Raw genomic sequence first — 26,581 nt, 5'->3', positions numbered from 1 at the left:
AGTAACAGGAGTTAAAATTAAGTTACCAAGTGATTGCTCAATAAGTATTTTTAATGATTTAAAATAAATCAATAACTTGATTTTATCCGGCGAGTTCTTATTAATTAAATGGACTTTTACTGTAACTATATTTATTATTCCACTTTTATATTAGCGATACGATATGTTCTGTATAAAAAATAGAGCAGACTTATTTGAACCATCATTCAGGAAGATATAATAATGAAAAGAAAATTCACATTGGCTTCACTTTGTCTGGCCTCCCTCATGCTGGCCGGTTGTGCAACGGAATCTTCATCAACACTTCCAGTACAAAAAGTCACTTCTTATAAAACGACCTATGCCGGCATTCGCAGCCCGATTGCCGTGGGTAAATTCGAAAACCGTTCAAGCTACCAAAATGGCATTTTCTCTGACGGCATTGACCGTTTAGGAAACCAGTCAAAAACTATCCTTATAACGCATTTACAACAAACAGGACGTTTTAATGTATTGGAACGCACCAACCTGGCCGAGTTGAAAATGGAAACGGACTTACAGGGTAAGGTTCAAAAATTGAAAGGAGCTAATTACATTATTACTGGTTCTGTGACTGAATTTGGCCGTAAAGAAGTGGGTGATCACCAGCTATGGGGCATTTTGGGGCGTGGCAAATCACAAATTGCTTATGCAAAAGTGATGCTGAATATTGTGAATGTAGAAACCTCTGAAGTTGTTTTCTCTTCTGCGGGGGCAGGGGAATATAAACTTTCCAGCCGTGAACTGATTGGATTCGGTAGTACTTCCCGCTATGACTCTACCTTAAATGGCAAGGTATTGGATCTGGCGATCCGTGAAGCAATTAATGATCTGGTCGCGGGTATTGATAATGGTGCATGGAAGCCAACTAACTAATTTTTAAATATAACACGCATCTTGAAGTTGGATGGGTATATATATTGATAAGTGAAATGTTTTTTAGGGAAAACAGCGGTATGTATTTGATAAGAAAGACGGGGATGTTGCTGGGAGTACTATTAGTAGCGGAATCATTAGTGGGATGTGTCAACGCACCTAAGACCATATATGAATGGGGAAATTACCAATCAACCCTATACCAATATTACCAGCAGGATAAAACGGGACCACAAGAGCAGCTTCAGGCATTGCAAAAAGTGGTTGAACAAGCTAAGGCTAAAGATAATCCGGTTCCACCGGGTTTGCATGCACAAATGGGATTGCTTTACAGCAATATCGGCAATATTGAGGATGCATTCCAGCAGTTTGAGATAGAGAAAAATCTATTTCCTGAATCAGCACCTTACATGGATTTTCTGTTAAGCAAGAATAAGGGAGTGAAATAATGAAGCGTTTTCTGGGGGCGATTGGTTTCTTATTTCTGCTGGTACTAGCAGGGTGTGCTAACAATAAACCGTATGATTATTCAGCCTTGAGAGAAAGCAAACCTAAATCTATTTTAGTTCTGCCTGCCATAAATAAGTCTGTAGAAGTGCAGGCTTCTGGCAGTTTTCTGTCTCAGGTGACTTACCCACTGGCAGAATCCGGCTATTATGTTTATCCCGTTGCGGTGGTTGAAGAAACCTTCCGCCAAAATGGTGTCACAGAAGCGCAGGATATCCACGATATCAGCTATAAAAAACTGTATGACATATTTGGCGCAGATTCCGTTCTTTACCTGAATATTACCCAATACGGTACGCAATATCAGGTGATTAACAGTGATACCCGTGTCAGTGCGACAGCGCGTCTGGTGGATTTGCGCACGGGTAAACAACTGTGGAATGGCGCCGCGACAGCATCTTCCACCGAAAATGATAATTACTCCAGCGGCGGTTTGATCGGGATGTTGGTATCAGCAGCCATCACCCAGATCGCAAATACCGTTATGGACAGAGGTCATGATATTGCAGACATCACCAGTAATCGTTTGTTAAGTGCGGGTGGATATGGATATGGCCACCTACTGTATGGCCCACGTTCAGAATTCTATGGTAAAGAAAAATTATAGGATTTGATGGGAATAAAATGCCGCAGATAAATTTGCGGCATTTTTTACTGTTATTTTTTAACTAGACATCCAATCGCTTGGCTTGCCATCTTTTAGACTTCCAACGCCAAGAGTTCACTAACCCGCGGATCCACTCGTCGCAGAAGAATCCTATCCAGATCCCCAAGATCCCCATTCCCATAGTAATTCCTAGAAAATATCCGACTGGAATAGAGATCCCCCACATACAAATTAACGCGGTATAGAGTGGAAAACGAGCATCACCGGAAGCGCGCAGGGCATTGACCATCACAATGTTAAAAGTGCGTCCTGGTTCAAAAAATACCGAGAGCAGGAACAAAGGCAGCAGAAGTTCAACAATCTTCTGATCTTCTGTCATGAAATAGAGTAGTGGCTCCCTGAAAATCCAGAACATTAAGACGATGCCTACTGTAACAATCACACCAATTCTCAGGCTCTTCAACCCCCGAAGATAGGCGTCTTCAAAACGCTTTGCTCCAACAAGGTGACCCACCATAATCTCATTGCCAATGCTGATAGAGATACCAAACAACATAATGAACAGAGATAGTTGGAAGTACAGCGTTTGCGCGGCCAGAGACATTTCACCCATCAGGCCGATAAATGCCTGTGCAGTCATATATTGTAGGATCCACACCAAATTTTCACCCGCAGCGGGTAAACCGATGTGCAGGATTTTTCCCAATATATTCTTGGACCAGCTCACGAGCAATTTAGGTTCGAGTTTGAGCTTCAAACCACAAAACAGTAATCCGAAGAGCAGAATAACAGCCACAGTACGGCCAAATACCGTAGACCACGCTACGCCTTCAAGCCCATATTGAGGTAGTCCAAAGAATCCATACAGCACGATCATATTGCCGACAATGGTCAGCAAGTTGGCAATCAGCGTGACATACATGGCCGATTTCGACTTACCATAAACCCGCATACAGGCGGCCAGAATAATTGAAATCGCTTCGGGGATCAGACAGATACCAAGAACATGCAGATAAGCGAACCCCTCTTCCATCAGATTTTCAGGCAGGTTCATGAGATGCAGGATCTTATAACCGAAGAACACGGTGACCAGCGCACAACTCAAACCCAACAGAAAATTAAAGGCGATGGAAATATGAATCGCCTGACCTGCTTTATTGCGTTTCCCTGATCCCAGATATTGCGCGATGACAACACTGCAACCTACGCTAATGAAGTTAAAAATTGTAATAAAGAGATCAAAGACATGATTACCCACTCCCATTGCAGCAAGGTAAGCAGTAGAAATATGGCTGACCATATACGTATTAATTAATAACGTCGCCATATGCAGAAAGATATCAATGAAAATCGGCCAGCTTAATGAAAAAAGCGAGCGATCAACAACATCAGACTGATGCATTAGTAAAACCTATTTATTAGAAGTGAAATGGAAGGGCTTTCGCGGTGTGACATACCCAGAAAGCATAGTTGATTTTACAGGGTTTATTGATGATTTGATAGGCAGACAAGCGATTTATGTCTTCATCTCCTGCGGTAATTGCCGTAGGAGTCAGGTGTTGTGGCATTGTTTTCCAAAAGAGTCTGATAAACACGGTAAATTGGGTTATCTTACCGTTGAGTTGTTAAGTCCAGATCATGCTCCCAATGCTTAGATATTGTGAGAAACTCCCCGGCTCTTCCTCCATTGTGATCTTCATCGGCTGCACATAGTAGCCAGTAATTCACATGGCCGTCACTGAGTTTTAACATGAAATTAATCTTGGAAGTACCTAAAAGGAACTTTTTATATAAGAGAGCAGGCTGAGGGAGTTCTTTGCAAGAGAACGGCATTTAACCTCATGAGGTAAGTTGATATCCTTTAACTCGTTGTAACCTGATTGATTTAGTTCCTGCATTAACTGATTATCATAGTTACTGAGATCCCACTTGTTACGTTGGGCAAAATAGATAATTGTACGTTTAATTTGAAAATCTGGGATTTGGCTATAGCCGCAGTCATGTTTTAGATAGATATAGACGGCTGTCAGATCGGCGAGATCTTCAGCTTCACTCTCAGACAGCGCTGTTGCTGGTTGAGCAAAACTAAACAGAGCCAGAATGTACGCGAATAAGGCAATTTTTTGCATAATTTCTATTATACTGATTTTCTACCGTTTTACTTAAATTAACATATTAATATCTTTGTTAGCCAAACTTTATTTGCTTCAATTTAATAAAATGACCATTTTTTCTGCCAGTGAGCTTATGCGATTGAGCTCGATATAAATAGTCACATTCATTTTTAGCTTTGATTTGTGATTGTTAAAAAAATCAACTGGTTATTTTCCTCTCAGCCTGACCGCGTTTGAACCAGTGTCAAGCGGTATCTGGATGCATATGCAATCATTGGCCGATTTAGCGAAATAATTTCTCTTCCAAACGAAGAAGCGGGATAGCTTGCTGTCTTAGCCGCACTTGTTGCTCAGTCGTGAGCGTGCGTCATCTGTTTTCATTCATACAGGATATCAGATATGAATTTATTCCGGTTAAAAAATGTTCTATTTCAGGGGGGGGATCCCGCCCGATATGCGATATAAGTGAATTCAAGTTGCCAGGAATGGCAAAAATAATATTGATAGCCAGAATGGGAGCGTCCATGACGGCAGATCCCTCCCTCTAACTGTAAACAAGGTGGATAGGTTACAGCAATCACTATCTAATACCTGACTCATGGTACTACGAGTGTGTAGCCGCATTCACCTCAAATCCCTATTTGTAGGTAGTCATAGATTCACCCTTCTTTTACTGTAGGTGATGAATTCTGATATGCTTTGCAAAATATTTTGTTCTCATGTTTTCTTGTGTGTGCGTTTTTGTGTGGTGAACGGTATATCAATCGGGGTATCACTTTGGGTAAAACGCCACATGGTTTATTTAAATTTTTAATTAAAAACATATAGTTATGAGTGAATTAAAACATATTGTAGAAGTAATGATCTCCGAACAAGAGGTTAAGCAACGTATTGCTGAGTTAGGGCAGCAGATTACAGAACACTATCGTAACAGCGATCGTGAATTAGTGTTGATTGGCTTGTTAAGAGGGTCGTTTATCTTTATGGCCGATCTATGCCGTGAAATTCAGGTTCCCCACGAAGTGGATTTTATGACTGCATCCAGCTATGGCAATGAGATGAGTTCTACCCGCGATGTGAAAATCCTCAAGGATCTGGATGAAGACATTCGTGGTAAAGATGTGCTGATCGTTGAAGATATTATCGACTCAGGCAATACACTGAACAAAATCCGCGAGATTCTGGCGCTGCGTGAGCCTCATTCACTGGCGATTTGTACTTTATTGAACAAACCCTCTCGCCGCGAAGTCGATGTGCCAGTTGAGTGGATGGGTTATTCAATCGAAGATAAATTTGTCGTCGGTTACGGCATTGACTATGCACAGCGTTATCGCCATCTGCCTTATATCGGACATGTCATCTTGCTGGAAGATTAATTTTTGCAATCAGCAAAAATAATCAATTTGGTATATACCAATCCAACTGGAAGATGCGTGTTATATTTCCCCGTGCAACGGGGAAATATAAGGCCTCGCGTCGTCTTGTGGATGGCAGCTTGACGTTTATCGGGTAGAAGCAAATGGCAGCTTTGGGGCTGCCATTTGTTTTTCTAATAATAGATTGCCTTTCGGGTTACTATTTTGTCTGAGATAACTTGGAAATAGCCTGACGGTAATTAAGTTCCAATTTTTCACGGCTGTCAGCGGTAATATCCAGATCATGTAACTCCCCATCCTTCAAACCATATACCCAACCGTGGATCATCACTTTCTGCCCACGTTTCCATGCAGATTGCATAATGGTTGAGTGGCCAAGGTTGTAAACCTGTTCAATGACATTCAATTCACACAGGAGATTCAGCCTGTCGTTAGGCGGTAACTCACCCAGCATGGAACTGTGTTTGTACCACAAATCACGGATATGGAGCAGCCAGTTGTTGATTAAGCCCAATTCAGTGCCATCCACAGCCGCTTCAATGCCACCGCAACCGTAGTGACCACAGATGATGATGTGCTCAACCTGCAAAACATCAACGGCATATTGTACAACAGACAGACAGTTTAAATCGGTATGGATAACAAGGTTAGCGACGTTTCGGTGTACAAAAAGATCGCCAGGGGCTGCATCAATCAGCTTTTCGGCAGGTACTCGGCTATCAGAGCAGCCTATCCACAGAAAATGGGGTTTTTGTGCTTTTGATAATTCTTTGAAGAACAGGGGGTTTTCTTCGTTTACGGACTTTGACCACTGTTTGTTCCTGGCAAACAGCTCTTCAATTTTTCTCATCATAACTAATAGCCTAGTAACATTTTTGAGATAGAATCATATACAACATTAATTGAGAATTTAATATTTAATTGAAGTATGTTTTTTTATTGGTCCCCTATTATTGCGAAGAAATAGGGGGAAAATAATGGCATACTTTCTCTCTTGCAGCAGTCAGAATTAGCAAATAATAAAGGTATTTTTTACTTATGGCTTACGCATTGGAATTGACGCAGCTCACGAAAGTCTATGAGAGTAGAGTGAAAGCGCTGCGGGGGATTGATTTGCGTGTAGAAGAAGGTGATTTCTACGCGCTTTTAGGGCCAAATGGAGCTGGGAAATCGACCACGATAGGGATAATTAGTTCCTTGGTTAATAAAAGTGGGGGGACGGTCAGGGTTTTTGGCTACGATATTGATACGGATCTCATTAATGCCAAACGGCAGCTTGGCCTTGTTCCACAGGAATTTAATTTCAATCCATTCGAAACAGTGATTCAGATTGTCTTAAACCAGGCGGGATATTATGGCGTTCCACGCAATCTGGCGCAGGAACGGGCTGAAATCTATCTTACTCAATTGGATCTATGGGAAAAGCGCAACGAGCGTGCCATTCGTTTATCTGGCGGTATGAAACGGCGTTTAATGATTGCCCGTGCCTTAATGCATCAGCCGAAGTTGTTAATTCTTGATGAACCTACAGCGGGCGTGGATATCGAACTGCGCCGATCGATGTGGGAATTTTTGAAAGAACTGAATGCGCAGGGAACCACAATCATCTTGACGACCCACTATCTTGAAGAAGCTGAGATGTTGTGCCGAAACATCGGCATTATCCAACATGGTGAGCTGGTGGAAAACACCAGCATGAAAAACCTGCTCAGTCAACTTGAACGTGAAACATTCTTGCTGGATTTATTACCAAAAGAAACAAAGCCTGTTATTGACGGCTACGATTACCGTCTGATTGATGCAGTCACGCTGGAAGTGGATGTAAAACGCGGGCAGGGATTAAATGATGTTTTCTCCCAGCTAAGTAAGCAGGGTATACAAATCAGCAGTATGCGTAACAAAGCGAATCGCCTGGAAGAGTTGTTTGTCGGATTGACCAATAATAGCCAAGGAGAGAGGTAATGATCCAATTATACTGGGTGGCTCTGAAAACCATTTGGATTAAAGAAGTCACCCGCTTTGGGCGTATTTGGGTACAGACATTACTGCCGCCGGTGATCACGATGTCTCTTTATTTCGTTATCTTCGGCAATCTGGTCGGTTCCCGCATTGGCGAAATGGGGGGGTTGGTTATATGCAGTTTATTGTACCCGGGTTGATAATGATGTCAGTGATCACCAACTCTTACGCTAACGTTTCTTCGTCTTTCTTTGGCGCTAAGTTCCAGCGCAGCATTGAAGAAGTACTGGTCGCTCCGGTTCCAACCCATATCATTATTGCTGGATTTGTTGGGGGTGGCGTAGCGCGTGGGGTATGTGTTGGCATCCTGGTGACACTGGTTTCCCTATTGTTCGTACCGCTACAGATACATTCATGGGGAATGGTGGTGATCACTTTGCTGGCCACATCAATCTTATTTTCATTGGCGGGGCTATTGAATGCCATTTTTGCGAAAACGTTTGATGATATCAGTATTATTCCAACATTTGTGCTGACCCCGTTAACCTATTTGGGGGGCGTATTCTACTCCCTTACCCTGTTACCTGCTTTCTGGCAGATAGTGTCAAAACTAAATCCCATCGTCTATATGGTCAGTGGCTTCCGTTATGGTTTTCTCGGTATTATGGATGTTTCTCTGGCGATGACGTTAGGTATGCTGGGGCTTTTTATTGTTGGATTCTATCTATTGGCCTGGTATCTGATTGAATCAGGGCGAGGGCTGAGAACTTAATAGCCAAAAAATTTAATACTCCGCCGTTGATTGCGGCGGAGTGACGGTATGCACATATCCCACAATTAAAATCAGTCAGCCAAATCAACTTGCTGATTATCAATCAGCCGGGTTTGCCCTAACCATGCTGCCATTAGAATTACGGCTTTTTTACTTTGTGCCTTTAATGGCATCAGGTTTTCTGCATCACGAATAAATAACTCATCCGGCATAAAGCCTTCTTCCCGCAAATGTGCAGATGCCAGTTCAATGAGCCGTTCAGTATCGCGTTCACCATTTTTCAGCTTTTCTGCCATACATTGCATAACTTTATTCAGCAAAGGCGCAAATTTTTTCTCTTCAGCGGATAGAAGGCTATTACGTGAGCTGAGTGCCAATCCAGTTTTATCACGGACAATCGGCACGGAAACCAAGGTAATATCGTAAGCCATATCTGCAATCATCTTGCGGATAATCTGTAATTGCTGGAAATCTTTTTCGCCGAAATAAACCAGATCGGGCTGGATCAGGTTAAACAATTTGCTGACAACGGTAGTGACGCCACGGAAATGTCCTGGTCGGCTGGCACCTTCAAGAATATGGGAGAGTTCGGGGACTTCGACAAAAGTTTGGTTGCCGTTTAAACCATGTGGGTACATCTCGTTAGCATTAGGGGCGAATATCAACTCGACATTGCGGCGGCTTAGTTTTTCGCAATCTTCCTGCAAGGTTCGAGGATAATTGACCAGATCGTCTTCTCGATCAAATTGCATCGGATTGACGAAGATACTGACGATAACAACGTCAGCCTGTGCTTTGGCAGTATCAACTAACGCCATATGACCATCATGCAGGTTTCCCATCGTAGGGACGAAGGCAATACGTTTGCCCGCCTGACGCCAGCGCCGGATTTCTCGGCGTAAAATGGGGATCGTTTCTATGATCAGCATTGTTGTACTCCTTTAATTAGTCGTCATGCTGGAGAATATTCAGTTGAACGAGTGTGCCGGATCAGGATAGGTGCCGCTTTCTACTTGTTCAATGTACAGGCGAATGGCATCCCTCATATTGCCAGCTTCATTGAGGAAATCTTTAGCAAATTTAGGTGGTTTTGCGGTAATGCCCAAGGCATCATGCATCACCAGAATTTGACCGTCAGTCATATTGCCCGCCCCAATGCCAATAACCGGAATGTCCAGTGCTTCAGTAATACGCTGCGCCAGTGCAGTCGGAACACATTCTAGCACCAGGAGTTGCATACCTGCTTTTTCTAAGGCAATCGCATCGTCAAATAATTTTTGGGCTGAGGCATCATCGCGTCCCTGAACTTTATAGCCACCGAGGACATTGACGGATTGTGGTGTCAGACCTAAATGACCGCAAACGGGGACGGCTCGTTCGGTCAGCATTTTGACGGTATCACATAGCCAATCTCCGCCTTCAATTTTGACCATATTGGCACCAGAACGCATGAGTGCCGCCGCATTACCAAAACTTTGTTCGGGGGTTGCGTAGCTCATGAAAGGCATATCTGCGATGAGAAAAGCATGAGGGGCACCAGCACGAACACTTCGGGTGTGGTAAGCGATATCTTCAACGGTAACGGGCAGGGTAGAGTCAAATCCCTGTATAGTCATGCCGAGTGAATCACCAATGAGCATGACGTTAATACCTTGTCCGGCGAAAAGGTGGGCGAAACTGGCATCGTAAGCGGTGATGGTTGCAAATTTGCGCTTTTCTTTTTTTAACTGACTGAGATCAGTCAGGGTGGTTGATTTCATCATTCTCTCCTGAATAGTGATACCCTCTATTTTTATAACCAAAGCGTCAGGCCATTTTCTGGCACTTTTTTTAATTGCGCTGTCAGGGTTTCTCCATCGGGAAACACAAGGTCAGGTGCAATTTCTGCCAGTGGATAAAGCATGAATTCACGCTGTTTTAACCCATAGTGGGGAACTGTCAAGCGTTCGGTGTTGATGATGTGATTACCAAACAACATGATATCCAAATCGAGCGTTCTCGGTCCCCAGCGTTCGTCTTTACGAACGCGTCCTTGTTCCCGTTCGATTGCTTGGGTGTGATCAAGCAATGTTTCTGGTGATAACCGCGTTTCCAATGCGACGGCAAGGTTGAGGTAATCTGGTTGATCCTGTGGTCCCATTGGTTTGGTTCGGTAAAAAGAGGATCGAACAATGAAAGTGGTATCAGGGATCTTTTTCAGGGCAGCAAGCGCGTTATTGACTTGCTGCAAAGGTTCGGCCAGATTGCTGCCAATGGCAATATAGACGCGAGTCATATTAACCGTTATTCCTGTGATGGCGAGTGCGTCCAACACGACGGGGGCGTGTCCGGCGGCGAATGGGTTCGTTGCCCAGATCAGATATCATTTCGCGCTGTTGTGGTGATGTTGACTGTTGGAATTCAGTCCACCAATGTACCAGTTCTTTCAGGTCATGGCGTGGCTCAATGCTGGCGCGCAATTCCAGTAAGTCATACGCCGCGCGGAACTTCGGATGTTCCATTAACTTATTTGCTCGTTTTCCCTGACGGCGTGGCAAACGAAGCTGGAGTAACCAGATATCGCGCATGGTGGTGGTATAACGTTTCGGGATCGCAATGGAACGACACTGTTCATCAAGAATATCATTCATTGCTAACGCAAAGGCGTCGTAATACTGTAATCCACCTTCCTGTGTCAGCTTTTCCGCATGTTCAATCAAGGGATACCATAGCATGGCCGCAAATAAGAAAGCGGGATTCACTCTCTTGTCACTTTGTAAGCGAAAATCGGTATTTTTCAGCACTTGTACTAACAGCTTTTCCATTGACGAATCACCACGTTGGGTGAAACCCGGTTGAATAAGCGGAAACAATGACTGGAACAGATGATATTCGCGCAGCAGTTTATAAGTCCTGTAACCCTGTCCTGTCTGTAACAGTTTCAGCGATTCTTCGAACAGACGTGCCGCTGGAATATCCTTCAACAGAAATGCCAGGCGCGGGATAGGTTCAGCGGTAGCTGGCTCGACAGTCATACCCAGTTTGCTGGCAAAACGGACAGCCCGCAGCATACGCACGGGGTCTTCCCGATAGCGCGTTTCGGGATCACCAATCAGGCGAATGATACCTGCGTTCAGATCGGCCATGCCCCCGACGTAATCCCGCAGTGAGAAATCTTCAATGCCATAATAGAGGCTATTGATTGTGAAATCACGACGAACGGCATCTTCTTCTACTGAACCAAAAATATTATCCCGCAATAACATGCCGCTTTGAGCTTTATGTGACTGGTTCCGGTCATTGCTTTCAATTTGATCATGTGGCCCGCGGAAGGTGGCAACTTCAATCACATCAGGGCCAAACATGATATGGGCAAGGCGAAAGCGACGTCCGACAAGGCGGCAGTTACGGAACAGTTGACGAACTTGTTCAGGTGTAGCATTGGTGGCTATATCAAAATCTTTGGGTTTTTTATGCAGCAGCAGATCACGAACTCCGCCACCGACCAGATAAGCTTCAAAACCTGATTTATTTAGGCGATACAGAACTTTCAAGGCATTATCACTGATGTCCTTGCGTGAAATTAGATGCTGGTCGCGTGGGATCACCGTGATCGGGGAGTCCGAACGTATTGCCTTTACGGGTTTTTTCTTCATTTTGTCGTTTTCGGCATGTGATGAAGATGAATGATTCCTCCTGCTACGTTTACGCAGAGGACTGCTCTCTGTTTGAGCAGAATGGTCAGATACGGTGACTGGCCTTTCACTGACTGCCGGTGCGTCGCGCTTTGTTCTGTGATCGCGGATTAATAAATTACGACAGAAAGTTGCTACTCGGTTAAAAATGGTACACCTCGGTAGTGACTGATCAATTAAAACAAAAACAGCCGCCAATCATAACTTACTGGACATTTTTTGAGAATGCTTACAGTACCGATAGAAAGACTTTATTTAACTTAGTCTATTCACTAGGTTTTTTTTGGCGGAACCGCGTTTATATTCCAACCGACGATAGCTTGCTGTAGCAGTTGATCTGTGGTGAGATCCTGCCAGCCTGCAATAGTGGGCTGATTCAGAAATGATAACGCATCAATAAGCAATGGTCTTGGGTCGCTCAATGGGATCGGCTGGGCATGATTTTGCTTAGAAAGTTTATTTCCCTCTTTATTTAGCACGAGAGGTAAATGCACATAATCTGGTGTTGCAAAATTCAAATGCTGATACAGAGATAGCTGGCGAACCGTGGGTTCAATTAAATCAGCTCCTCTGACAATTTCAGTGACACCTTGATAGCTATCATCAATAACAACGACAAGATTATAGGCAAATAAACCGTCTTTGCGATAAATAATAAAATCTTCCTCAGCCATTTTCGTAGGCACGGTGATATGGCCTTGCCATTTATCGTAAAAACCATAAACCGGATGGCGTTGTTTTAGACGAATGGCAGCGTTGTGAGCGGGCAGAGACAAATGTCGGCAGTGGCCATGATAAAAGCCGCCCAGTTGTTGAATGTGTTGGCGGGTGCAGGTGCAGTAATAGCTATCACCTTGCTGTTTTAATTGATCGAGGATAGCACGGTAAGCGTCATGGCGCTGGGATTGATAGAGTACCTCACCATCCCAATAAAGCCTATAATGCTCAAGGGCTTGCAATATCCGCGTGGCGGCTCCGGGAATTTCCCGTGGGGGATCAATATCATCAATACGCATCAGCCATTTTCCGTGACAGGCACGGGCTTGCAGATAACTGCCCAATGCAGTCACCAAAGAACCAAAATGGAGATCGCCGGAAGGAGATGGCGCAAAACGGCCAATATATAACGAGGAATGTCTGGATTGAGTCATCGTCGATTCAACATAGGGGCATACGGCGCATTTAGCGCCGTACTTAACCCTATTGGTTAGCCAGCCATTTGTTTTTCACGAATTTCGGCCAACGTCTTGCAGTCAATACATAAATCGGCTGTTGGCCGAGCCTCTAAACGGCGGATGCCGATTTCAATCCCACAGGCTTCACAATAGCCAAAGTCTTCTTCTTCGACCTTTTTCAGCGTTTTTTCGATCTTTTTGATCAACTTACGCTCACGATCCCGATTACGTAATTCAAGACTGAACTCTTCTTCTTGCGCCGCACGGTCAACTGGATCAGGGAAGTTTGCTGCCTCATCTTGCATATGAGATACAGTACGGTCTACTTCATCCCTGAGTTGATTGCGCCATGCTTCCAGAATCAGCCTGAAATGCTTTAACTGGGCATCGTTCATGTATTCTTCGCCTGGCTTTTCCTGGTAAGGTTCTACCCCAGCGATGGCGAGAATGCTCAAGGACGAGGTTTTACGTTTTTGCCCTTCTTGCATAATGCTTCTCCTTACACACGCACTATCAAACGACCCCCCGATAAGAGGGGGAAAAAAATAGGCCGCTATAAATAGCAGATGACTGCGAGGTTGGCAATTGTTCCTGCCATTAGTTTTGCAATGGTGTGAAGGCAGGCATGTTTACTGCCTAAATATGTTGCAAAACCCCTCTTGTCAGTATGATTTGTTTACAAATTATCCCATTGATACGAAAGGTAATTTGTCACTTATAACCATCCCGTTTTCTGTCATGCTGGCCTTATAACAGATTACTTCGACCCCTGATTGGCATGCTTGTTCCAAAAGAAAAGCATAATCATGGTCAATATGTTTTGCTGCTGCAACCTGGCTGATCCCAGAATGTAAAACAGCAAATAACAAAACAGCCCGCTGGCCTTGTTGTGCTATCAATGATAGCTCACGTAAATGTTTTTGCCCTCGAATTGTGACCGCATCAGGAAAATATCCATAATTTTCTTGTAACAATGTGACTGACTTGACTTCAATATAGCAGCTAACTTTTTGTTTTGATTGTAACAATAAATCTATGCGACTTTTCTCTTTTCCATAGCCAACTTCATGACGCATGTGCTCATATCCAGATAATTCCGAGATAATATTTTTTTTCAATAGCTTGGCAGACCAGAGCATTGGCTCTGAGGGTATTGACACAAATCCAGTGACCATCCTGGGTTTGCGTGAGTTCCCAGCTATTGGGGTACTTGCGTTTGGGATTATCGGATGTGGAATACCACACGGTATCCCCTGGCGTGGCACATCCTGTCATGGCACCCGTATTGGCACAATGTATAGTGAGTATTTCTCCTTCTGGCGTGAGGACATCCGCAAGAAAGCGTTTATAACGGCGGATTAAGGTAGCCGGTTTCAGGGGAGGTGAAAATTCCATAAACTTTCCTTCATAACCCGTGGGCGAATGAAATCAAAGGCGCTAATGCTACAATGGCATCCACTGAAAGTTAATTCATTATGGTGATCCTTTGTCATTGCCCATGTGTGATCTATTACCCATTTATGACGTGGTTGGCTCCGTTATTGCTGCATTGCAAACGTCGAAGCAAGTGTTATTACATGCGCCAACGGGCGCTGGAAAATCGACCGGATTGCCATTGGCAATTTTACAGCAGGCGCAGTTGCCGGGGCGCATTATTATGCTGGAACCGCGGCGCATTGCTGCACGGAGTGTGGCTGAACGCCTTGCCGAACAACTCAATGAACCTGTTGGTATGACCATCGGCTACCGGATGCGTTCGGAAACTAAAGTCAGTGTTGCAACACGGATTGAGGTTGTGACCGAAGGGATTTTGACGCGTATGCTGCAACAAGATCCTGAATTGAACGGCATCTCTTTGGTCATTCTTGATGAATTTCATGAACGCAGTTTACAGGCCGATCTTGCATTAGCACTGCTGCTGGATGTACAGGAAGGGTTGCGCGATGACCTGCGTATCTTGGTGATGTCGGCAACATTGGATAACCAGCGCCTTTCTTCTTTATTACCCGATGCGCCTGTGATTGTGTCAGAAGGGCGTAGTTATCCGGTAATCAGGTCATATCATCCACTTCCTTCTCATCAACCTTTTGAACAATCCGTTGCATCGGCGGTACTGCGTTTATTGCAACAGGAAACGGGATCGTTATTGCTGTTTCTGCCCGGTGTCGGTGAAATTCAGCGGGTATTGTCGCAATTGGCCGGTAAGATCAATGACGATACGCTGTTGTGTCCATTGTATGGGGCATTGTCGTTGACAGAACAACGCAAGGCAATCACACCGGCGCCAGTGGGGATGCGTAAAGTTGTACTTGCTACCAATATTGCAGAAACCAGTTTGACAATTGAAGGTATCCGGTTAGTGGTAGACAGTGGACTGGAACGCGCCGGCCGATTTGAACCGAAGAGTGGCCTGACACGCTTAATGACCCAACGCATCAGCCAGGCATCTATGGTTCAGCGGGCAGGGCGGGCTGGACGACGAGAGGCAGGTGTCTGTTGGCACTTATTTAGTCAGGATCAGGCAGAAAGAGCCAGAGAGCACAGCGAGCCGGAGATCTTGCATGCAGATCTAAGCGGTCTACAGCTCTCTTTACTACAGTGGGGATGTCGTGACAGTAACCAACTTCATTGGTTGGATAATCCACCACAACCCGCATTAGCGGTTGCAGGTTCCCTGTTGCTGCGCCTTAGGGCGTTGGACGACAACCAGCAACTGACTTCCCGTGGTTGGCAAATGGCGGCATTCGGCAGTGAACCCCGTTTGGCGGCGATATTGTGTTCAGCTCAGGAGAGCGAAGATAAAAAAGGCGAAGGCTGGGCAGCATTGATAACAGCAGCGAAATTGGTCGCCATTCTGGAAGAACCCCCGCGTCGTGGACAGCCTGACCTACTCTATTGGATGACAGAGAATCAGCGTCATTGGCAGCAACGAGCTAATCAGCTGGTCAGGAATTTTACAAATCAACGGGCGGATAAACCAAACCATGCTGGAAACCTGAGATTAGATCTTGTGCCTGAACTCCTGGTGCAGGGTTTTCCAGACCGGATCGCCAAAAACCGCGATAATCTTGGCCGTTTTCAGTTAGCCAATGGCTTGGGGGTGGCACTGGAACGTGAAGAGCCGCTGTCGGGAGAGGCTTGGTTAATGACTCCCTCATTACAGCAAGGAAGCAGCCATCCTGATGCACAGGTTTTGCTTGCCTGCCCGTTGGCGATTGAACAGACTATAAAGCAATACCCTCATCTGTTTACTGAGCATACAACCGTGGAGTGGGATGATAATAAAGGCTCATTACGGGCGTGGAAGCGTTTGCAATGTGGGCGATTAATTGTTAAAGCCCAGCCACTGGCAAAACCTTCGGCGTCGGAATTACAAGAAGCCTTGCTGAATTGGGTCAGGCAGGAAGGATTATCGGCGTTGAATTGGTCACCGGAAGCGTTGCAGTTGCGCATCCGCCTGCAAAGAGCGACAGAATGGCTACCGGAGGTGGAATGGCCTGCGGTTGATGACGAAGCATTGTTGAACTCCCTTGAACAGTGGTTGCTGCCCGCCCTGGGTGATGTTGATGACTTAAAAGGCTTGCGCCAGATTGAGTTGTCCTCCTGTCTGAGGGGATTGCTTGATTGGCAACAGCGGCAAATACTGGATAATGAATTGCCTGCTAATTACACTGTGCCAACGGGCAGCAGGATCACTATCCGGTATTTCCATGATAAGCCTCCTGTACTGTCAGTGAGAATGCAGGAAATGTACGGAGAGCAGCAAAATCCAGCATTGGCGAAAGGACGGGTTTCAGTTGTCATTGAATTGTTATCTCCCGCCCATCGTCCATTACAGATCACGCAAGACCTTGCCGCGTTTTGGCAGGGAACGTATCGTGAAGTGCAAAAAGAGATGAAAGGGCGTTACCCCAAACATTTGTGGCCGGATGATCCTGCCAACACCGCACCGACCAGATACGTGAAAAAACGGCTGTAATTGTTTGTATTTATCTACCTGTATTTAATAAATAGTTGGAGAATTCGTTATGTCTGATGATGATCGTCAGCCAATCGGACGTAAGGGTAAAAAATCAGAACTTCGTCGTGGGCGAACATCTGATAAACGCAATCGGCGGGATGACTATGATGATGAAAATGATGATGTTGACGATAACGATGAGGATGAAGTCATGACGAAAAAAAGGAAGAGCGCCCGCAGTCCTAAATCCCGCCCGCCTAAAAAAAGAGGGCACTGGTTTTTGTGGTTGCTGCTGAAAATCTTTATTGTACTGGCGGTACTCATTGTCATTTATGGCTTCTATCTGGATAACAAAATCCGCAAGCGTATTGACGGAAAAGTCTGGGATTTACCGGCCGCAGTGTACGGACGGATGGTCAATCTTGAACCCGGCATGAATTACAGCAAGGATGAAATGATCCACTTGCTGGAAGGCATGCAGTACCGAAGTGTGACAAAGATCACCCGTGCAGGGGAATTTGTCGTCAGGGGGAATAGCATAGAGATGCTGCGCCGCCCATTTGATTTCCCTGATGGTAAAGAAGAGCAAATTCAGGCTCGACTGACTTTTGATAATAATCATCTTGCCAGCATTGAAAACATGGAAAACCAGCGGCAGTTTGGTTTTTTCCGTCTTGATCCCAAATTGATCACCATGATGCAATCACCGAATGGTGAACAGCGCCTGTTTGTCCCGCGTTCCGGCTTTCCTGATTTACTGGTTCAGACGTTGCTGGAAACAGAGGATCGTTACTTTTATGAACATGATGGCGTCAGGCCGCTTTCCATTGCCCGTGCGTTTTTGGCTAACCTGACGGCAGGACGTGCGGTTCAGGGGGGAAGTACCCTGACGCAGCAATTAGTGAAAAACCTGTTCCTCTCCAATGCACGTACCTTTAGCCGTAAAGCGAATGAAGCATATATGGCGTTACTGATGGATGCGCGTTATAGCAAGGATCGCATTCTGGAATTGTACTTGAACGAAGTTTTTTTAGGACAAAGTGGTGATGAGCAGATCCATGGTTTTCCATTGGCAAGTCTGTACTATTTTGGTCGCCCGATTGATGAATTGAGTTTGGATCAGCAGGCGTTGCTGGTGGGCATGGTCAAGGGGGCCTCGTGGTATAACCCATGGCGTCATCCTAAAACGGCGCTGGAGCGGCGCAATGTGGTTTTGAAAATTCTCCAGAACCGGAACATCATCAATCAGGAACTGTATGATTTACTGAGTGCCCGTCCATTAGGGGTAAAACCGAAAAGCGGGGTGATTACACCACAACCCGCCTTTATGCAATTGGTTCGTCAGGAATTGCAGGGAAAATTGGGCGATAAAGTCAATGATTTGTCAGGGGTAAAGATCTTTACTACCCTCGATCCTGTTTCGCAGGATGCGGCGGAAAAATCCGTTGAAGAGGGCGTTGCTGCCCTGCGAAAAGTACGCAAGATGGATGATCTGGAAGGGGCGATGGTCGTTGTTGACCGTTTCAGCGGTGAGGTTCGCGCTATGGTTGGCGGCTCCCAGCCGCAATATGCTGGATTTAACCGGGCATTGAATGCCCGTCGTTTGATTGGCTCGCTTGCTAAACCTGCTACGTATCTGACGGCACTGAGCCAGCCGGATAAATATCGGCTGAATACCTGGCTGGCGGATGAACCTCTCTCTGTCCCTCAGGCGGGGGGAAAGCCCTGGGAACCGAAGAACTTTAGCCGTACTTTCAGCGGGCGTGTCATGCTGATCGACGCGTTAGCGCGTTCGATGAATGTGCCGACCGTGAATTTGGGACTGGATGTCGGGTTAGACCGCATTTCCAGCACCTTGATTGCACTGGGTATTCCTGCGAAAGAGATCCAACAGATCCCGGCTATGTTATTGGGCGCGATTAACCTGACGCCAATGGAAATGGCACAAGAATTCCAGACGATTGCCAGTGGGGGTAATCGGGCGAAACTTTCTGCGTTACGCTCCATCATTGCTGAAGATGGTACGGTGATTTACCAGAGTTATCCACAGGCAGAGCGTGTTGTACCGCCACAGGCCGCCTATCTGACGCTATACGGTATGCAGCAGGTCGTGGAGAGGGGTACAGGGCGTTCACTGACAGGGAAATATGGCAAATATCACCTGGCAGGTAAGACCGGAACAACGAATGATCTGCGTGACAGCTGGTTTACAGGCATTGATGGCAAAGAAGTCACGATTGTCTGGGCTGGGCGTGATAACAATGGGCCGACCAATTTGACCGGAGCGACAGGTGCATTGACGATTTACCGTCGTTATCTGGAAAATGAAACGCCACTGGAACTGAATAACCGTCCACCGGAAGGTATTGTGGATATGTCCGTCAATGAAGATGGCAGTTTCAACTGTGAAGGAAGCGGTATCAGAGTATTACCGGTTTGGACTGATGATCCTCAGAAGTTATGCCAGCAATCGGCACAACAGCCTATCGAGGAGAATGAAGAAGAAGCGCCTGGCTGGCTACGTGAGATGTTTGGTCAGTGATAAGTTATTGGTAAATCATACACTAAGCAGTACCGTATGCTTTAGATAGAAAAAGGGCTTCATTGATGCTCTGATCATCGTCGCTAAGCTAATATCAAAACCACGGATGTCCAAAATGCCCCAAGATGACGACTAAACTTGTAGCAATTCAAAATGATTAGAACGTCTTTACTCGTTATAATACCGGCCTGATTATGGGCCGAAGGCCATTCAAAAACGGATTAAAAGTGGAGTTTCACAATGACAAGTACCCAACAACGAGCCGAACTACAGCGTCAAATTTGGCAAATTGCCAACGATGTGAGAGGTTCAGTTGATGGCTGGGATTTCAAACAGTATGTACTCGGTACGCTGTTTTATCGTTTTATAAGTGAAAACTTTGCAAACTACATGGAAGGCGGTGATGAGAGTATCAACTACGCTGAGCTTTCAGATGATATTATCACTGACGATATTAAAGATGATGCCATTAAAACCAAAGGCTATTTTATTTACCCAAGTCAGCTGTTTGCTAATATTGCCGCAAATGCTAATAAAAATGATAATTTAAATAAAGACTTAAATTCCATTTTTGTAGCTATTGAAAGCTCTGCCAGCGGTTACCCATCAGAAGACGAGATCAAAGGGCTTTTTGCTGATTTCGATACCACCAGTAACCGTTTAGGTAATACTGTTAAAGACAAAAATATCCGCTTGGCCGCTGTCTTAAACGGTGTGGCAGGGCTTAAATTTGGTCACTTCGAAAGTAACAAAATCGATCTGTTTGGTGATGCTTACGAGTTTTTAATCTCTAACTATGCTGCTAATGCGGGTAAATCAGGGGGCGAATTTTTTACACCACAACACGTTTCCAGGCTAATCGCTCAGCTCGCCATGCACGGGCAAACCAGCGTAAACAAAATCTATGATCCCGCCGCTGGTTCTGGCTCATTGCTATTACAAGCTAAAAAACACTTTGATGACCACATTATTGAAGACGGTTTCTTTGGTCAGGAGATTAACCATACCACCTATAACCTTGCGCGTATGAATATGTTTTTGCACAACATTAACTACGACAAGTTCAATATCGCGCTAGGTAACACCCTGCTAGATCCGCATTTCGGTGATGATAAGCCCTTTGATGCTATCGTCTCTAATCCACCGTATTCGGTGAAATGGATTGGCAATGATGATCCAACACTGATCAACGATGACCGCTTTGCTCCCGCGGGTGTATTAGCGCCGAAGTCCAAAGCCGACTTTGCCTTTGTACTGCACGCATTGAGTTACTTATCCAGCAAAGGCCGCGCGGCGATTGTTTGCTTTCCCGGTATTTTTTACCGTGGTGGGGCTGAACAAAAAAATCCGCCAATATCTGGTAGATAACAACTATGTTGAAACCGTGATCTCATTGGCACCTAACCTGTTTTTTGGCACGACCATTGCTGTCAACATTCTTGTGCTGTCTAAACACAAAACTGATACCACCACTCAATTTATTGATGCCAGCACTCTGTTTAAAAAAGAAACCAATAACAACATACTTACCGATGATCATATCGAACAAATCATGCAGGTGTTTGATAGCAAAGCTGATATTGAACATTTGGCAAAATCAGTCAGTTTTGAAGCCATCGCTGCTAACGATTACAACCTGTCGGTGAGTAGCTATGTTGAAGCTAAAAATAATCGTGAAGAGATTGATATTACAAAACTCAATGCCGAACTAAAGACTACCGTTAAAAAAATCGACCAGTTGCGAGCGGATATTGATGCCATTGTTGCTGAGATTGAAGGCACGGAGAGTAAGGCATGAGCAATATGAGTTTTATGGAAAAACTGCTTGATGGTGTCGAGGTGGAATGGATGGCCTTGGGAGAAATTGGTGAGTTAGTTCGTGGTAATGGATTACAAAAAAAAGATTTTACCGAAACCGGTGTGCCGGCAATTCACTATGGACAAATTTATACTTATTACGGTTTTTCTACGACAAAAACTAAATCATTTGTTTCGCCTGAGCTGGCCAAAAAATTAAGGAAGGTTAATACAGGTGATGTTGTAATCACAAACACAAGTGAAAACCTTGAAGACGTTGGTAAGGCTCTGGTTTATCTGGGCGAGCAACAAGCAGTTACCGGTGGGCATGCCACAATTTTCAAACCAAGCCCAATTATCTTAGGGAAATATTTTGCTTATTTCACTCAAACAACCGAATTTGCAAATGAAAAAAGGAAATATGCAAAAGGAGCAAAAGTAATTGATGTTTCTGCATCTGATATGGCGAAAATCCAAATCCCTATTCCATATCCTGAAAAACTAGAAAAATCGCTTGCATTCCAAACCGAAATCGTCTGCATTTTGGACACCTTTACCGAGCTTACCGCTGAGCTTACCGCTGAGCTTACCGCCCGTAAAAAGCAGTACAACTACTATCGTGACCAGTTGTTAAGTTTTGAAGAAAGTGAGGTGGAGTGGAAGACATTAGGGGAAATTGGTGAATTTATTCGTGGCAAACGTTTTACTAAAGCTGATTATGTAGAACACGGTATAAGCGTTATCCACTACGGTGAAATTTATACACAGTATGGTGTATCAACCAGTCATGTGCTTTCAAAAGTTAGACCTGAAATGGCAACGACTTTACGCTATGCAGAGCCGGGGGACGTTGTGATAACCGATGTTGGAGAAACAGTTGAGGATGTAGGCAAAGCTGTTGCGTGGATCGGAAATGAAAGAGTAGCTATTCATGATCACTGTTATGCTTTCCGTCATGCGATGAATCCGAAATTTGTTTCCTATTGTATGCAAACAACTCCATTTATTGCTGAGAAAGCAAAATATGTTGCTCGAACCAAAGTCAACACATTGTTGATTAATGGGTTTGCAAAAATATCTATCCCAGTTCCATCCATTGAAGAACAGAATCGTCTTGTCGGTATTCTAGATAAATTCGACGCCTTAACTAACTCCATCAGCGAAGGTTTACCGCGTGAAATTGAACTACGTCAAAAGCAATATGAATATTATCGCGATCTGCTGTTGAGTTTTCCCAAACCAGAGGTAGAGGCATGATATGAGTAAAACGCTAACGGAAATAGCACAGCAATTAAAAGAGGCCAACAAGAACGTACAGTTGATCTATGCCTTTAATGGCACGGGTAAAACCCGGCTTTCGCGGGAATTTAAACAACTGATTGCGCCAAAAATCGATAATGATGAAAGTAATGATACGGATCACGCTGAGTTATCTCGCAACAAGATTTTATATTACAACGCCTTTACCGAAGACTTGTTTTACTGGGATAACGACTTATCTGAGAATACCGAACCTAAACTCAAAATCCAGCCGAATTCATTTACAGATTGGGTGCTGAAAGACCAAGGGCAAGACCGAAATATCATTGCTAACTTTCAACGCTATACAGATGAAAAACTAACCCCGCATTTTGACGAAAATGGTGCAGAGGTCACGTTTTCTTTCGAACGTGACAATGAAGCACAAACTGAAAATGTTAAAATATCAAAGGGTGAAGAAAGCAACGTTATCTGGAGCGTGTTTTACACACTGATTGAGTAAGTATCACTTTAACTTTTTAAGAAATATATTAGAAAAAACCTCGACATTCCTTGGCTATAAAAAGTGGGGGGATTTATTGTCAAAAACCGATGATGGCAGACCTAACCCTTATGAAGCCAGGATTATTAATATCTCTAGTCATTCAAAACATGCAGGTGAAGAGGTCGCGGCGCTTACGGATGATGACAAGCGTGTTTTGCACTATCTGGTTAATGAAATTAATACGATGTACCGTTTTCAACAGGCAGAAGACTAGAGTAATCGAATTTATAGGTGAAGTATGTACGAATACAAAACTGTTGCTGAATCAAATAACTTTATCGTACTCGATAAATACACTAAAGAATTGCAGCTAAATGAAACCTACCAAAGCGAAGGTGATTTAGAACGGGAATTGATCGACGATTTAGTCAGCCAAGGTTATGAATATGTTACTACCTTAAATACGCCTCAAAATATGCTGGCTAATGTGCGAGAGCAATTACAGATACTGAATAATGTTAATTTTTCAGAAAGTGAGTGGCAACGCTTTGTTGAACAGTACTTAGATAAGCCCAGCGATAGCAGCATAGACAAAACTCGTAAGATTCATAACGATTATATCCACGACTTTGTTTTTGATGATGGGCATATTGAGAACATCTATCTCGTCGATAAGAAAAACATTGTCCGTAATAAAGTACAAATCATTAAGCAATTCAAGCAAACAGGGGCGCAAGCGAATCGATACGATGTAACCATTTTGGTGAATGGCCTGCCATTGGTACAAGTTGAGCTTAAAAAGCGCGGAGTTGCTATTCGAGAAGCTTTTAACCAAGTGCACCGTTATAGTAAAGAAAGCTTTAATACAGAAAATTCACTGTTTAAATACTTACAGCTTTTTGTGATTTCAAACGGTACAGACACTCGCTATTTTGCCAATACTACCAAGCGTAATAAAAACAGTTTTGACTTCACCATGAATTGGGCCAAATCTGATAATACGCTGATTAAAGACTTAAAAGATTTTACAGCGACATTTTTTCAGAAAAATACCTTGCTGAATGTGTTAATTCATTATTCTGTATTTGATGTTAGCAATACTTTATTAGTGATGCGTCCCTATCAAATAGCGGCTACTGAACGTATTTTGTGGAAAATTAAAAGTGCGTATCAGGCTAAAAATTGGAGTAATACTGAGAGTGGTGGCTACATTTGGCATACTACGGGTTCGGGTAAGACTTTAACCAGTTTCAAAGCGGCACGTTTGGCTACTGAGCTGGATTTTATCGATAAGGTGTTTTTTGTGGTCGATCGTAAAGATCTGGATTACCAGACCATGAAAGAATATCAACGTTTTTCACCTGACAGTGTTAATGGTTCGGAGAGTACCGCAGGGTTAAAACGAAATATTGAAAAAGATGACAATAAAATTATTGTTACTACCATTCAAAAACTGAATAACTTAATAAAAAGTGAAAGCGACTTACCAATATACAATAAGCAAGTCGTGTTTATTTTTGATGAGGCACACCGCAGCCAGTTTGGTGAAGCACAAAAAAATCTAAAGAAGAAATTTAAAAAATATTATCAATTTGGTTTTACGGGTACGCCAATTTTCCCGCAAAACGCTTTGGGTGCAGACACCACCAGTAGTGTATTTGGCCGAGAATTACATTCGTATGTGATTACCGATGCCATTCGTGATGAAAAAGTATTGAAGTTTAAAGTTGATTATAACGATGTAAGACCACAGTTTAAGTCCATTGAAACCGAACAAGACGAAAAAAAATTAACAGCGGCAGAAAACAAGCAAGCTTTTTTACATCCTGTTCGTATTCGTGAAATTTCCCGGTATATTTTAAATAACTTCAGGCAAAAAACGCATCGTCTCCAAGCCGGTGGCAAAGGCTTTAATGCTATGTTTGCGGTCAGCAGTGTGGAGGCTGCAAAAGCTTATTATGAAGCGTTCAAGCATTTACAAAAAGAGACTGATAAAAATAAAACGAACAGAAAACCGCTTAATGTTGCCACTATCTTCTCTTTTGCCGCCAATGAAGAACAAGATGCTATTGGTGAAATCATTGATGAAAGTTTTGAACTCACTGCAATGGACAGTAGTGCTAAAGAATTTTTAAGCGCCGCAATTGATGATTATAATGCAACATTTAAAATGAATTTTGGTGTGGATAGTCAAGGTTTCCAAAACTACTATAAAGATCTTGCTCAGCGAGTGAAAAATCAAGAAGTAGATTTACTGATTGTTGTTGGCATGTTTTTAACGGGATTTGATGCGCCGACGTTGAATACTTTGTTTGTCGATAAAAATCTGCGTTACCACGGCCTAATGCAAGCTTTTTCACGCACCAACCGTATTTATGACGCCACGAAGACCTTTGGTAATATCGTCACTTTCCGTGATTTAGAACAGGCTACGGTTGAGGCTATTACTTTATTTGGCGATAAGAATACCAAAAACATAGTGCTGGAAAAAAGCTATAAAGAATACATGGAAGGCTTTACTGATTTAGTCACCGGTGAAGCACGTCGCGGATTTTTAGAGGTAGTGACGGAGCTACAAAGACGCTTTCCTAATCCTGATGATATTGTTAAAGAGCAAGATAAAAAAGACTTTGCCAAACTATTTGGTGAATATTTGCGTGCGGAGAATGTACTGCAAAACTATGATGAATTTGCAGGATTAAAGGCTCTACAACATGTAGATATCAGTAATCCGGAGGCTGTTGAGGCATTTAAGGCTAAATACTACCTAAGTGATGAAGATATCGCCGCGATGCAAGCGATTGAGATGCCGACTGAGCGTACTATTCAAGATTATCGCTCAACCTATAATGATACGCGTGATTGGTTACGCCGTGAAAAGTCGTCTAACGAGAAAGATAAATCTACTATTGACTGGGATGATGTCGTCTTTGAAGTGGACTTGCTCAAATCGCAGGAAATTAATTTAGATTACATTCTTGAGTTGATTTTTGAAAACAATAAAAAGAATAAAAATAAAGCAGAATTAATTGATGAAGTTCGCCGTTTAATTCGTTCCAGCCTTGGCAATCGGGCAAAAGAAAGTCTAATTGTCGATTTCATTAATCAAACTAACTTGGATGAAATTATCGACAAGGCCAGTATCATTGATGAGTTTTTCAAATTTGCTCAAATTGAACAAAAGCGTGAAGCAGAAGAGTTAATTAGATCGGAAAAGTTAAATGAAGATGCTGCTAAGCGCTATATTACGGCATCATTAAAACGAGAATATGCAAGTGAAAATGGTACAGAGCTAAATTCAACGCTACCTAAGTTAAGCCCACTTAACCCGGAATACAGAACGAAAAAGCAGACCGTTTTCCAGAAAATTGCTGCCTTTGTTGAAAAGTTTAAGGGTGTAGGTGGGCAAATATAGATGTATACGCGATAAACTTCAAGTTGCAATCCGCAAGACGACGC

The 26,581-nt window shown here is 43.7% G+C and carries 20 protein-coding genes and 3 pseudogenes; 13 read left to right on the top strand and 10 right to left on the bottom strand.

Going from position 1 to position 26,581, the window contains the following annotated elements; all coding sequences use genetic code 11:
- The first annotated feature begins 222 nt into the window (after positions 1–222).
- The 3 genes from PXH59_RS11480 to PXH59_RS11470 all read left to right on the top strand — a co-directional run bounded on the left by PXH59_RS11480 (position 223) and on the right by PXH59_RS11470 (position 2,008).
- Positions 223–894: a CsgG/HfaB family protein gene (locus PXH59_RS11480; RefSeq protein ID WP_047769240.1), complete on the top strand. Its 672-nt coding sequence runs from the start codon at positions 223–225 to the stop codon at positions 892–894.
- An 80-nt stretch (positions 895–974) separates the two neighbouring features.
- Positions 975–1,343 carry a DUF4810 domain-containing protein gene (locus PXH59_RS11475; RefSeq protein ID WP_285808434.1) on the top strand — a complete coding sequence of 123 codons (369 nt, stop codon included), beginning with the start codon at positions 975–977 and terminating at the stop codon, positions 1,341–1,343.
- Positions 1,343–2,008, top strand: a complete 666-nt coding sequence (locus PXH59_RS11470) for a DUF799 domain-containing protein (RefSeq protein WP_285808432.1) — start codon at positions 1,343–1,345, stop codon at positions 2,006–2,008. Before PXH59_RS11475 ends, PXH59_RS11470 begins: the two co-directional genes overlap by 1 nt.
- A 61-nt stretch (positions 2,009–2,069) precedes the next feature.
- Here PXH59_RS11470 and PXH59_RS11465 read toward each other — a convergent pair whose 3' ends face one another.
- Positions 2,070–3,410: an MATE family efflux transporter gene (locus PXH59_RS11465; protein WP_285808431.1), complete on the bottom strand. Its 1,341-nt coding sequence runs from the start codon at positions 3,408–3,410 to the stop codon at positions 2,070–2,072.
- 370 nt (positions 3,411–3,780) lie between these two features.
- The gene (locus tag PXH59_RS11460; protein ID WP_285808429.1) at positions 3,781–4,137 is read right to left on the bottom strand and encodes a YacC family pilotin-like protein; all 357 of its coding nucleotides are present in this window, start codon (positions 4,135–4,137) and stop codon (positions 3,781–3,783) included.
- An 815-nt stretch (positions 4,138–4,952) separates the two neighbouring features.
- Here PXH59_RS11460 and hpt point away from each other — a divergent pair.
- The gene (hpt, locus tag PXH59_RS11455; RefSeq protein WP_047769248.1) at positions 4,953–5,498 is read left to right on the top strand and encodes a hypoxanthine phosphoribosyltransferase; all 546 of its coding nucleotides are present in this window, start codon (positions 4,953–4,955) and stop codon (positions 5,496–5,498) included.
- A 199-nt stretch (positions 5,499–5,697) separates the two neighbouring features.
- Here hpt and can read toward each other — a convergent pair whose 3' ends face one another.
- Positions 5,698–6,351 carry a carbonate dehydratase gene (can, locus tag PXH59_RS11450; RefSeq protein WP_285808426.1) on the bottom strand — a complete coding sequence of 218 codons (654 nt, stop codon included), beginning with the start codon at positions 6,349–6,351 and terminating at the stop codon, positions 5,698–5,700.
- Between the two features lie 185 nt (positions 6,352–6,536).
- Between can and PXH59_RS11445 the strand changes: the two genes are divergently transcribed.
- Positions 6,537–7,460, top strand: a complete 924-nt coding sequence (locus PXH59_RS11445; protein WP_285808424.1) for an ABC transporter ATP-binding protein — start codon at positions 6,537–6,539, stop codon at positions 7,458–7,460.
- A pseudogene (locus PXH59_RS11440) lies at positions 7,460–8,229 on the top strand (ABC transporter permease). The gene PXH59_RS11445 and the pseudogene PXH59_RS11440 overlap by 1 nt, the downstream one beginning before the upstream one ends.
- A 71-nt stretch (positions 8,230–8,300) precedes the next feature.
- Here PXH59_RS11440 and panC read toward each other — a convergent pair.
- The 7 genes and pseudogenes from panC to sfsA form a co-directional block, all read right to left on the bottom strand.
- Positions 8,301–9,158, bottom strand: a complete 858-nt coding sequence (gene panC, locus PXH59_RS11435) for a pantoate--beta-alanine ligase (RefSeq protein ID WP_285808423.1) — start codon at positions 9,156–9,158, stop codon at positions 8,301–8,303.
- Positions 9,159–9,197: 39 nt separating this feature from the next.
- Positions 9,198–9,989 (bottom strand): 3-methyl-2-oxobutanoate hydroxymethyltransferase, encoded by a 792-nt coding sequence (panB, locus tag PXH59_RS11430; protein ID WP_285811749.1) that lies wholly within the window; start codon positions 9,987–9,989, stop codon positions 9,198–9,200.
- A gap of 32 nt (positions 9,990–10,021) precedes the next feature.
- Positions 10,022–10,504 carry a 2-amino-4-hydroxy-6-hydroxymethyldihydropteridine diphosphokinase gene (gene folK, locus PXH59_RS11425; protein ID WP_285808422.1) on the bottom strand — a complete coding sequence of 161 codons (483 nt, stop codon included), beginning with the start codon at positions 10,502–10,504 and terminating at the stop codon, positions 10,022–10,024.
- 1 nt (position 10,505) lies between these two features.
- The gene (pcnB, locus tag PXH59_RS11420) at positions 10,506–11,864 is read right to left on the bottom strand and encodes a polynucleotide adenylyltransferase PcnB (RefSeq protein WP_285808419.1); all 1,359 of its coding nucleotides are present in this window, start codon (positions 11,862–11,864) and stop codon (positions 10,506–10,508) included.
- A 311-nt stretch (positions 11,865–12,175) separates the two neighbouring features.
- A complete protein-coding gene (gluQRS, locus tag PXH59_RS11415) occupies positions 12,176–13,054 on the bottom strand; it encodes a tRNA glutamyl-Q(34) synthetase GluQRS (RefSeq protein ID WP_285808418.1) in 879 nt (292 codons plus the stop codon).
- Positions 13,055–13,110: 56 nt separating this feature from the next.
- Positions 13,111–13,566 carry an RNA polymerase-binding protein DksA gene (gene dksA, locus PXH59_RS11410; RefSeq protein ID WP_047769264.1) on the bottom strand — a complete coding sequence of 152 codons (456 nt, stop codon included), beginning with the start codon at positions 13,564–13,566 and terminating at the stop codon, positions 13,111–13,113.
- A 195-nt stretch (positions 13,567–13,761) separates the two neighbouring features.
- A pseudogene (gene sfsA, locus PXH59_RS11405) lies at positions 13,762–14,473 on the bottom strand (DNA/RNA nuclease SfsA).
- A 103-nt stretch (positions 14,474–14,576) separates the two neighbouring features.
- Here sfsA and hrpB point away from each other — a divergent pair.
- From hrpB to PXH59_RS11375, 7 genes and pseudogenes are all read left to right on the top strand, one after another.
- Positions 14,577–17,057, top strand: a complete 2,481-nt coding sequence (gene hrpB / locus PXH59_RS11400; protein WP_285811748.1) for an ATP-dependent helicase HrpB — start codon at positions 14,577–14,579, stop codon at positions 17,055–17,057.
- A 49-nt stretch (positions 17,058–17,106) separates the two neighbouring features.
- Positions 17,107–19,581 (top strand): bifunctional glycosyl transferase/transpeptidase, encoded by a 2,475-nt coding sequence (mrcB, locus tag PXH59_RS11395; RefSeq protein ID WP_047769269.1) that lies wholly within the window; start codon positions 17,107–17,109, stop codon positions 19,579–19,581.
- Positions 19,582–19,821: 240 nt separating this feature from the next.
- A pseudogene (locus tag PXH59_RS11390) lies at positions 19,822–21,379 on the top strand (type I restriction-modification system subunit M).
- Positions 21,376–22,635, top strand: a complete 1,260-nt coding sequence (locus tag PXH59_RS11385) for a restriction endonuclease subunit S (protein ID WP_285808409.1) — start codon at positions 21,376–21,378, stop codon at positions 22,633–22,635. The pseudogene PXH59_RS11390 and the gene PXH59_RS11385 overlap by 4 nt, the downstream one beginning before the upstream one ends.
- Before the next feature lies 1 nt (position 22,636).
- Entirely contained in the window at positions 22,637–23,140 is a 504-nt protein-coding gene (locus PXH59_RS11380; RefSeq protein ID WP_352232060.1) for a hypothetical protein, read from the top strand.
- A gap of 76 nt (positions 23,141–23,216) precedes the next feature.
- A complete protein-coding gene (locus PXH59_RS20095) occupies positions 23,217–23,396 on the top strand; it encodes a hypothetical protein (RefSeq protein WP_327213537.1) in 180 nt (59 codons plus the stop codon).
- Positions 23,397–23,420: 24 nt separating this feature from the next.
- On the top strand, positions 23,421–26,537 hold the full coding sequence (locus tag PXH59_RS11375) for a type I restriction endonuclease subunit R (RefSeq protein WP_285808407.1): 3,117 nt from the start codon (positions 23,421–23,423) through the stop codon (positions 26,535–26,537).
- Positions 26,538–26,581 lie beyond the last annotated feature (44 nt).

Source organism: Xenorhabdus bakwenae (assembly GCF_030272115.1).
In the GTDB taxonomy this organism is placed as follows: Bacteria; Pseudomonadota; Gammaproteobacteria; order Enterobacterales; family Enterobacteriaceae; genus Xenorhabdus; species Xenorhabdus bakwenae.
The sequence above is the reverse complement of the archived record's forward strand: the minus strand, read 5'-3'. Positions and strand labels throughout refer to the sequence as shown.

Coding starts and splice junctions, on each gene's coding strand:
- panB (WP_285811749.1), bottom strand. CDS start 9,989: ATGAAATCAACCACCCTGACTGATCTCAGTCAGTTAAAAAAAGAAAAG.
- hrpB (WP_285811748.1), top strand. CDS start 14,577: ATGTGTGATCTATTACCCATTTATGACGTGGTTGGCTCCGTTATTGCT.
- gluQRS (WP_285808418.1), bottom strand. CDS start 13,054: ATGACTCAATCCAGACATTCCTCGTTATATATTGGCCGTTTTGCGCCA.
- PXH59_RS11480 (WP_047769240.1), top strand. CDS start 223: ATGAAAAGAAAATTCACATTGGCTTCACTTTGTCTGGCCTCCCTCATG.
- hpt (WP_047769248.1), top strand. CDS start 4,953: ATGAGTGAATTAAAACATATTGTAGAAGTAATGATCTCCGAACAAGAG.
- dksA (WP_047769264.1), bottom strand. CDS start 13,566: ATGCAAGAAGGGCAAAAACGTAAAACCTCGTCCTTGAGCATTCTCGCC.
- panC (WP_285808423.1), bottom strand. CDS start 9,158: ATGCTGATCATAGAAACGATCCCCATTTTACGCCGAGAAATCCGGCGC.
- folK (WP_285808422.1), bottom strand. CDS start 10,504: ATGACTCGCGTCTATATTGCCATTGGCAGCAATCTGGCCGAACCTTTG.
- PXH59_RS11460 (WP_285808429.1), bottom strand. CDS start 4,137: ATGCAAAAAATTGCCTTATTCGCGTACATTCTGGCTCTGTTTAGTTTT.
- PXH59_RS11470 (WP_285808432.1), top strand. CDS start 1,343: ATGAAGCGTTTTCTGGGGGCGATTGGTTTCTTATTTCTGCTGGTACTA.
- PXH59_RS11445 (WP_285808424.1), top strand. CDS start 6,537: ATGGCTTACGCATTGGAATTGACGCAGCTCACGAAAGTCTATGAGAGT.
- can (WP_285808426.1), bottom strand. CDS start 6,351: ATGATGAGAAAAATTGAAGAGCTGTTTGCCAGGAACAAACAGTGGTCA.
- PXH59_RS11380 (WP_352232060.1), top strand. CDS start 22,637: ATGAGTAAAACGCTAACGGAAATAGCACAGCAATTAAAAGAGGCCAAC.
- PXH59_RS11465 (WP_285808431.1), bottom strand. CDS start 3,410: ATGCATCAGTCTGATGTTGTTGATCGCTCGCTTTTTTCATTAAGCTGG.
- pcnB (WP_285808419.1), bottom strand. CDS start 11,864: ATGAAGAAAAAACCCGTAAAGGCAATACGTTCGGACTCCCCGATCACG.
- PXH59_RS11385 (WP_285808409.1), top strand. CDS start 21,376: ATGAGCAATATGAGTTTTATGGAAAAACTGCTTGATGGTGTCGAGGTG.
- PXH59_RS11475 (WP_285808434.1), top strand. CDS start 975: ATGTATTTGATAAGAAAGACGGGGATGTTGCTGGGAGTACTATTAGTA.
- mrcB (WP_047769269.1), top strand. CDS start 17,107: ATGTCTGATGATGATCGTCAGCCAATCGGACGTAAGGGTAAAAAATCA.
- PXH59_RS11375 (WP_285808407.1), top strand. CDS start 23,421: ATGTACGAATACAAAACTGTTGCTGAATCAAATAACTTTATCGTACTC.